The 6,951-nt window shown below is 64.9% G+C and carries 10 protein-coding genes and 1 pseudogene; all 11 read left to right on the top strand.

Annotated elements, in window-relative coordinates; all coding sequences use genetic code 11:
- Positions 1-357 (top strand): annotated as a pseudogene (locus FJ980_RS10780) (hypothetical protein); the annotation flags it as partial.
- A gap of 195 nt (positions 358-552) precedes the next feature.
- Entirely contained in the window at positions 553-933 is a 381-nt protein-coding gene (gene flgB, locus FJ980_RS10775) for a flagellar basal body rod protein FlgB (RefSeq protein WP_140542872.1), read from the top strand.
- A gap of 2 nt (positions 934-935) precedes the next feature.
- Entirely contained in the window at positions 936-1,352 is a 417-nt protein-coding gene (gene flgC, locus FJ980_RS10770) for a flagellar basal body rod protein FlgC (RefSeq protein ID WP_095766383.1), read from the top strand.
- Positions 1,352-1,681, top strand: a complete 330-nt coding sequence (locus tag FJ980_RS10765) for a flagellar hook-basal body complex protein FliE (RefSeq protein ID WP_140542871.1) — start codon at positions 1,352-1,354, stop codon at positions 1,679-1,681. Before flgC ends, FJ980_RS10765 begins: the two co-directional genes overlap by 1 nt.
- A 4-nt stretch (positions 1,682-1,685) precedes the next feature.
- Positions 1,686-2,474 carry a flagellar basal-body rod protein FlgG gene (gene flgG / locus FJ980_RS10760; RefSeq protein WP_140542870.1) on the top strand — a complete coding sequence of 263 codons (789 nt, stop codon included), beginning with the start codon at positions 1,686-1,688 and terminating at the stop codon, positions 2,472-2,474.
- A 3-nt stretch (positions 2,475-2,477) separates the two neighbouring features.
- Positions 2,478-3,002 carry a flagellar basal body P-ring formation chaperone FlgA gene (flgA, locus tag FJ980_RS10755; RefSeq protein ID WP_140542869.1) on the top strand — a complete coding sequence of 175 codons (525 nt, stop codon included), beginning with the start codon at positions 2,478-2,480 and terminating at the stop codon, positions 3,000-3,002.
- A 149-nt stretch (positions 3,003-3,151) separates the two neighbouring features.
- Positions 3,152-4,240, top strand: a complete 1,089-nt coding sequence (locus FJ980_RS10750) for a flagellar basal body P-ring protein FlgI (RefSeq protein ID WP_246676389.1) — start codon at positions 3,152-3,154, stop codon at positions 4,238-4,240.
- A 68-nt stretch (positions 4,241-4,308) separates the two neighbouring features.
- The gene (locus tag FJ980_RS10745) at positions 4,309-4,854 is read left to right on the top strand and encodes a MotE family protein (RefSeq protein WP_246676386.1); all 546 of its coding nucleotides are present in this window, start codon (positions 4,309-4,311) and stop codon (positions 4,852-4,854) included.
- The gene (gene flgH, locus FJ980_RS10740) at positions 4,851-5,555 is read left to right on the top strand and encodes a flagellar basal body L-ring protein FlgH (protein WP_140542866.1); all 705 of its coding nucleotides are present in this window, start codon (positions 4,851-4,853) and stop codon (positions 5,553-5,555) included. Before FJ980_RS10745 ends, flgH begins: the two co-directional genes overlap by 4 nt.
- 18 nt (positions 5,556-5,573) lie before the next feature.
- Positions 5,574-6,068: a flagellar basal body-associated FliL family protein gene (locus tag FJ980_RS10735; RefSeq protein ID WP_140542865.1), complete on the top strand. Its 495-nt coding sequence runs from the start codon at positions 5,574-5,576 to the stop codon at positions 6,066-6,068.
- The gene (gene fliP / locus FJ980_RS10730) at positions 6,065-6,796 is read left to right on the top strand and encodes a flagellar type III secretion system pore protein FliP (RefSeq protein ID WP_140542864.1); all 732 of its coding nucleotides are present in this window, start codon (positions 6,065-6,067) and stop codon (positions 6,794-6,796) included. The genes FJ980_RS10735 and fliP overlap by 4 nt, the downstream gene beginning before the upstream one ends.
- Positions 6,797-6,951 lie beyond the last annotated feature (155 nt).

The following is a 6,951-nucleotide window of genomic DNA, read 5'->3' as shown; positions in this document are numbered from 1 at the left end:
TTCGGCGGCAGCGTCAGCAATTCCGGACGCGAGGGCGGCGGCGTTGCGGCCGAACGCAGCGGGCCGCTGACGGTCAAGGATATTCCAAATTCCGATATCGACCTGTTTGCCACCGGAACGGTGCAGGACGACCCCGCGCCGGCGCCCGGCGACCAGCCCTTCCCGGCCGCCGCTTCGGAATTCAAGATGGTGCATGTCGCCAACGGCCGCGCCATGATCGAGGACGATACCGGTCTGTGGATCGTGCAGCGCGGCTCCGTCCTGCCGGATTCCAGCCGCGTCGCCTCGATCGAGCAGCGCGGCGGCAAATGGGTGATCGTCACCAGCGCCGACAAGGTGATCCAGCTCTCGAAGTAGCCGCTGGAGCATGATGCCGAACAGTGTGAAGCGGTTTTCGGACGACGTCGTGCTCTATTTCTTGATTTAGAAGCGGATTCAGATTTCAGGTCCATAGACCTGAAATCATCCGGCTCCAGCGCGCAAGCCCGCCCCGCGCAAGGTCCACGCAAGACTGGCCGCCTAGTCTTGCGCGTACTTGTCCGGGAGATTCCCATGGAACCCGTAAATCTTTTCGATCTCGCCACGCGGCAGTCGCAATGGCTGGCCGTGCGCCAGTCGGCGATTGCCTCCAACATCGCCAATGCCAACACGCCCGGCTACACCGCCAATGACGTCGAGCCCTTCGAAAAGGTCCTCGACCGGACCGCGGTGACGCTTGCCGCCACGCAGACTGGCCACCTTGGCGCCGAAAGGGCCAATGCCGGCTTCAACGTCAAGCCCGAGGACCCTGACGGCGCGATCATGCCGTCGAAGAACACCGTGGTTCTCGAACAGGAATTGATGAAAGCCGGCGAGGTCCGCCGCTCCTTCGAGCTCAACACGGCGATCGTCAAGGCCTTCCACTCGATGATGACGATGGTGGTGAAGAGCTGATCATGGACGCCCTCACTGCAGCCCTCAAAGTCGCGGCATCCGGCCTTGGCGCCCAGTCCGAGCGGCTGCGCGTGGTTTCGGAGAACCTTGCCAACGCCCAGTCGACCGGCAGCACGCCCGGCGCCGATCCCTATCGCCGCAAGACCATCACCTTCCAGTCCGAGGTCGACCGCGCAACCGGCGGCTCGCTGGTGGAAGTCAACGCGATCTCCCGCGATCCTTCGGACTTCCCGATCGAATTCCAGCCCGGCAACGAAGCCGCCGACGCCAAAGGGTACGTCAAGATGCCCAACGTCAACACGTTGGTCGAGATGGCCGACATGAGCGAGGCGAACCGCTCCTATGAAGCCAACCTGCAGGTCATCAAGCAGGCTCGCGATCTGATTTCCATGACCATCGACCTGATGAGGAACCAGTAATGATCGGCGGTATCGGGGCAATACAATTCAAGACGGCGGTTGACGGGGCGGGGCAAGCGTCACCGAACCTGCTGCAGGGCGGCGTCGGAACGCAGTCCGGCGAAAGCGTCGGCAGCAGCTTCGCCGAGGTGCTCAGCCAAGCGGCGACGAAGACGGTAAACACGCTGCAGGGCGCCGAGCAGATGTCGATACAGGCCCTGAAGGGCGACGCCGATACGCGCCAGGTTGTCGATGCGGTGCTGAGCGCCCAGCAGGCGCTGCAGACCACCATCGCGATCCGCGACAAGGTCGTCTCGGCCTATCTCGAAATCAGCCGAATGAGTATCTAGCGTCATGAAAGCCCTTGCCATCGCCGCCACCGGCATGAATGCCCAGCAGACCAATTTGGAAGTCATCGCCAACAACATCGCCAACATCAACACCACCGGCTACAAGCGGGCGCGGGCCGAATTCTCCGACCTGCTCTACCAGGTCGACCGCACCCAAGGGGTGCCCAACCGCTCCAACACCTCGCTGGTGCCGGAAGGCGTCTCGATCGGTCTTGGCGTCAAGACGACGGCGGTGCGCAACGTCCACACGCAAGGCGAGCTGACCAGCACCGGCAACAGCTTCGACCTGGCGTTGACCGGCAGGGGCTGGTTCCAGATCGAGGGCGCCGATGGCGCCACGCTCTACAGCCGCGCCGGCGCCTTCAACACCAATGCCACCGGACAGCTCGTGACGGTGGACGGCGCCAATGTCGTTCCGGCCATCACCGTGCCGACCAACGCGGTCGAGGTGATCGTCAACAAGACCGGCCAGGTCTTTGCTCGCATCGACGGCCAGACCGATCTCCAGCTGCTCGGCCAGCTTCAGATCGCCAACTTCGCCAACGAAGCGGGCCTCGCGCCGCTCGGCGACAACCTCTTCCAGGAAACGGCCGCGTCAGGCCCGGCCAATGTGGGCGTCCCCGGCGATCCGGGCTTCGCCACGATCCAGCAGGGGTATCTCGAATCCTCCAATGTCGATCCGGTCAAGGAAATCACCGAGCTGATTTCGGCGCAGCGCGCCTACGAGATGAATTCCAAGGTCATCCAGGCCGCCGACGACATGGCCTCGGTGGTCTCCAAGAACATCAGGTAACGGATGATGGCCTGGCCGATCTCCTCCGCACTCCGTCGCGCCGTGCTGGCCACCGTCCTGGTGGCCGCCGGCACGCCGGCCTTGGCGCAGGACCCGACCGGCCAGTCGGCAAACCAGATCGCCGCCGGCCAGGTCGTCGGCGAGGCCGTGCTGATCCCCAACCGGGTCATCTATCCCGGCGAGACCATCGAGCCCGCCTCGCTCAAGCAGGTGACGCTTATCCCCGGCAAGCACAAGCCGGACGGCATGGCGACGCGCTCCGAGGAGCTTCAGGGCAAGGTTGCCAAGCGCACGCTGCTGCCCGGCCGCTACATCCCGGTGGCCGCCATCCGCGACGCCTGGCTGGTCGAGCAGGGCGCTTCCGTGCAGGTCTATTACACCGCCGGCGCGCTCACCATTTCGGCCGCCGGCGTTACGCTGCAGCCAGGTGCTGCCGGTGACCAGATCAAGATCCGCAACACCGACAGCGGCAAGATCATCTCGGGCACGGTGATGGCCGACGGCACCATCAAGGTCGGCGCTTCGTGATGCGCGCCTTTGTTCTTCTGCTGAGCGCCGCCATCGGCCTGCAGCCGGCATTGGCGGATGGGCTGACGCCCAAGGCCAAGCGGGAACTCGCGCAGAAAAACGGCGGTGTCTACGACGATCCGGAATATGATCCAGCCACCACCCAGCGCATGTTCCGGGTCTCGACCGGGCCAAGCACGCTGCCGCCCGGCCAGGTCGCGGCGCGCATAAAGGACATCGCCCAGCTGCAGAGCGCGCGCGACAACCAGCTCGTCGGCTATGGCCTGGTCATCGGCCTTGCTGGAACCGGCGACAGCCTGCGCAACTCGCCGTTCACCGAACAGTCGATCCGCGCCATGCTGGAGAATCTCGGCATCGCCACCGAAGGCGGCAGCGCGCGCGCCAAGAACGTGGCCGCCGTCATCGTCACCGCCAACATGCCGCCCTTCGTCCAGTCGGGCAGCCGCATCGACATCGACGTCTCCTCGATGGGCGACGCCACCTCGCTCGCCGGCGGCACGCTGGTGATGACGCCGCTGAAGGCGGCCGACGGCGAGATCTATGCCGTCGGGCAGGGCTCGGTGATCGTCGGCGGTTTCACCGCCCAGGGCCAGGCCGAGCAGTTGACGCAAGGCGTGCCGACCGCCGGCCGCGTGCCGAACGGCGCTATCGTCGAGCGCTCGGTGCCGGCCGAGTTCGACGACCAAGGCGTGTTGACGCTGCAATTGCGCAATCCCGATTTCTCGACCGCCATCCGCATCGCCGACGCCATCAACGACTACACCTCGCAGCGCCTCGGGATGCGGGTCGCCGCCGAACGCGATGCCCGCACGGTGCAGATCAGGCGGCCGAAGAATGTCTCCGCCGCGCGTTTCTATGCCGAGATCGAAAATCTCGTCGTCGAATCCGACGCCCCTGCCCGCGTTGTCATCGACGAGCGCACCGGCACGATCGTCATTGGCAGCAATGTCAGGATCTCGCGCGTGGCGATCAGCCACGGCACGCTTACCGTACGCATCACCGAAGCGCCGAAGGTGGTTCAGCCGGAACCCTTCTCCAGGGGGCAGACCGCTGTCGAGCCCTTCACCGCCATCGAGGCAAGCCGGCCCGACGCGCGCGTCGCCGTGCTCGACGGTCCCGACCTCGAAACGCTGGTCTCCGGCCTCAATCGCCTCGGCGTGAAGCCCGACGGCATCATCGCCATCCTGCAAGGCATCAAATCGGCCGGCGCCTTGCAGGCCGATCTGGTTCTCCAATAGGCACGCCGATGATCGCGCTTTCCTCCCCAACACCCCGTCGTCACCTGAGCTTCCGGGCCATCGCGGCAATGGTTGCTCTGCTTGGCGGCACCGCTGCCCACGCGGACGAAGTGCGGCAGGTGTTGCCGGGCGGTCAGGCGCCGGTTCAGCCGGCCCAGCTCACACACGAGAGCGCGCCGCTTCAGCCCGCTGCGCTCGCAGGCGGCAAGGCGCCAGACGAAAGCGAGATCCAGCGCTTTTGCTCCAACATCGCGGATGCTGCGCGCGACCGCCGCTACGCTCTCCAGGCCGCGGAATTGAAGCAGCTGCAGGCCGGCATCGACGAGCGCATGAAAGCGCTGGAAGCAAAGCGGGCCGAATACGAGGAATGGCTGAAGCGCCGCGAGGTGTTCCTGGCGCGTGCCGAGGACGGCGTCGTCAAGATCTATGCCGGCATGAAGCCCGATGCCGCCGCCGAGCGTCTGGCGATGGTCAACGCCGAGCTCGCGGCGGCCATCCTGATGAAGCTCGATTCGCGCAAGGCCGGCGTCATCTTGAACGAAATGGACCAGAAGGCGGCGGCGACGCTCACCGGCATCATGGCCAGCGCAGCGCGAAGGGTTGATCCGTCATGAAGTTGAAATTGCTGGCCCTGATCGCCCTCGCCACCCTGGCCGGCTGCGGTACCGATCTCAAGGAGGTCGGCAGGGAGCCAGCTTTGTCGCCGGTCGGTTCCGGCATCGGTGAAGGCGGTCCGGGCCCTTACAGCTATCCCGAGCCGCCTGCCTCGCGGCCGAAGAAATTCTCGCTGTGGGACGATCGCCAGAGCCGGCTCTTTACCGATCCGCGCGCGCTGAGCGCCGGCGACATCCTTACCGTCAACATCAAGCTCAACGACAAGGCCAATTTCAAGAACCAGAACGACCGCAGCCGCACCGCCGCGCGCAAGCTTGGCTACGACGTCAATCTCGGATGGGAAAAGGCAAGCACCAGCGGCAAGGGCGACGCCGGCCTGAGCTCCAGCACCGAGACCAATGCTGACGGCGAGATCAAACGCTCGGAAAACCTGGAGCTCAATGTCGCCGCCGTCGTCACCGAGGTGCTGCCTAACGGCAATCTGATGATCAGGGGCTCGCAGGAGGTCCGCGTCAATTACGAGCTTCGGGTGCTGACCATCGCCGGCATGGTTCGTCCGTCCGACATCGGCGCGGAAAACACCATCCCCTACGAGCGCATCGCCGAGGCGCGCATTTCCTATGGCGGCCGTGGCCGTGTGAGCGAGGTCCAGCAGCCGGCCTATGGCCAGCAGATCCTCGACCAGGTTCTTCCCTTCTAGGACCGGGAGAGCGCTGCCGTGGCAAATGTCGAGCAAGTCCAGCCGAAAAAGGGACCTTCCCTGGCGATCCAGCTCGCCATGCTGTTGGCCATGACCGGCGCGGCCGTCGGCATGGGTTGGCTCTCCGGCGGCTATCTCAAGCAGGGCGAAACGCCGGCACCGGTGCCGGCGGCGCCGGAAAACGCCGGCGCCGCGGAAAAACCCGCCGAAGGCGGCAAGGCGGGCGCCGGGCCGACGCTGGTTCAGCTGGCGCCGATCACCACCAATCTCGCCTCGCCGTCGGAAGTCTGGATCCGGCTGGAGGCATCGCTGCTCTACGATGCTCCGCAGTCGCAGGAAGTGACCGAGCAGATCCACCAGGACCTGCTCGCCTATGTGCGCACGCTCAAGCTGCATCAGATCGAAGGCGCCAGCGGCTACCAGCATCTCAAGGCCGATCTCGAGGAGCGCGCGGCGCTGCGCAGCGGCGGCCACGCCAAACAGGTTCTCGTCAGGACGATGCTGCTCGAATGAGAAAGCTCCTCATAGCCACGGCGGTCATCGTCGTCACCACGTCCGTCGCCGCGGCCCAGCAGCTCGATCTCGGCGGCATCGGCAAGGCCGACGGCACGACCGTCGGCTATCTGATCCAGATGTTCGGCCTGCTCACCGTGCTTTCGGTGGCCCCGGGCCTTTTGATCATGGTGACGAGCTTCACCCGCTTCGTCATAGCTTTCTCGATCCTGCGCGCCGGCATCGGCCTGCAATCGACGCCGGCCAACCTGATCCTGATCTCGCTGTCGCTGTTCATGACCTTCTATGTCATGGCGCCGACCTTCGATCAGGCCTGGAACACCGGCGTCAAACCGCTGATGGACAACCAGATCACGCAGGGCGAGGCGTTCGAGAAGATTTCCGGCCCGTTCCGCGACTTCATGCTGCACAATGTGCGCGACAAGGATTTCGACCTCTTCGCCGACCTCGCCCGGGAGCGCGGCCAGACCGTCTCGCGCGAGACCGTCGACCTGCGTATCCTGGTGCCGGCCTTCATGATCTCGGAGATCCGCCGCGGCTTCGAGATCGGCTTCCTCATCGTCCTGCCCTTCCTCGTCATCGACCTGATCGTCGCCACCGTCACCATGGCCATGGGCATGATGATGCTGCCGCCGACGGTGGTATCGCTGCCGTTCAAGATCCTGTTCTTCGTGCTGATAGACGGCTGGAACCTTCTGGTCGGCAGCCTAGTGCGATCCTTCACCTGATCGCCCGCCGGACCGCGCGAGCGTTCCGCGCCAAGCCTCGACGGCTTGAGCAAACTGCGCGCAAATCTTCCAACATTATTTTCGATTAACCGTCCGATTTAGGTCTTTGGTAGCAACTTGCCGCCATAGTCGCCTGCAGATGGCGGGTGACCCAA

It is taken from the genome of Mesorhizobium sp. B1-1-5 (assembly GCF_006443065.1).
In the GTDB taxonomy this organism is placed as follows: domain Bacteria; phylum Pseudomonadota; class Alphaproteobacteria; order Rhizobiales; family Rhizobiaceae; genus Mesorhizobium.
This window is presented reverse-complemented; position numbering and strand designations above follow the sequence as displayed.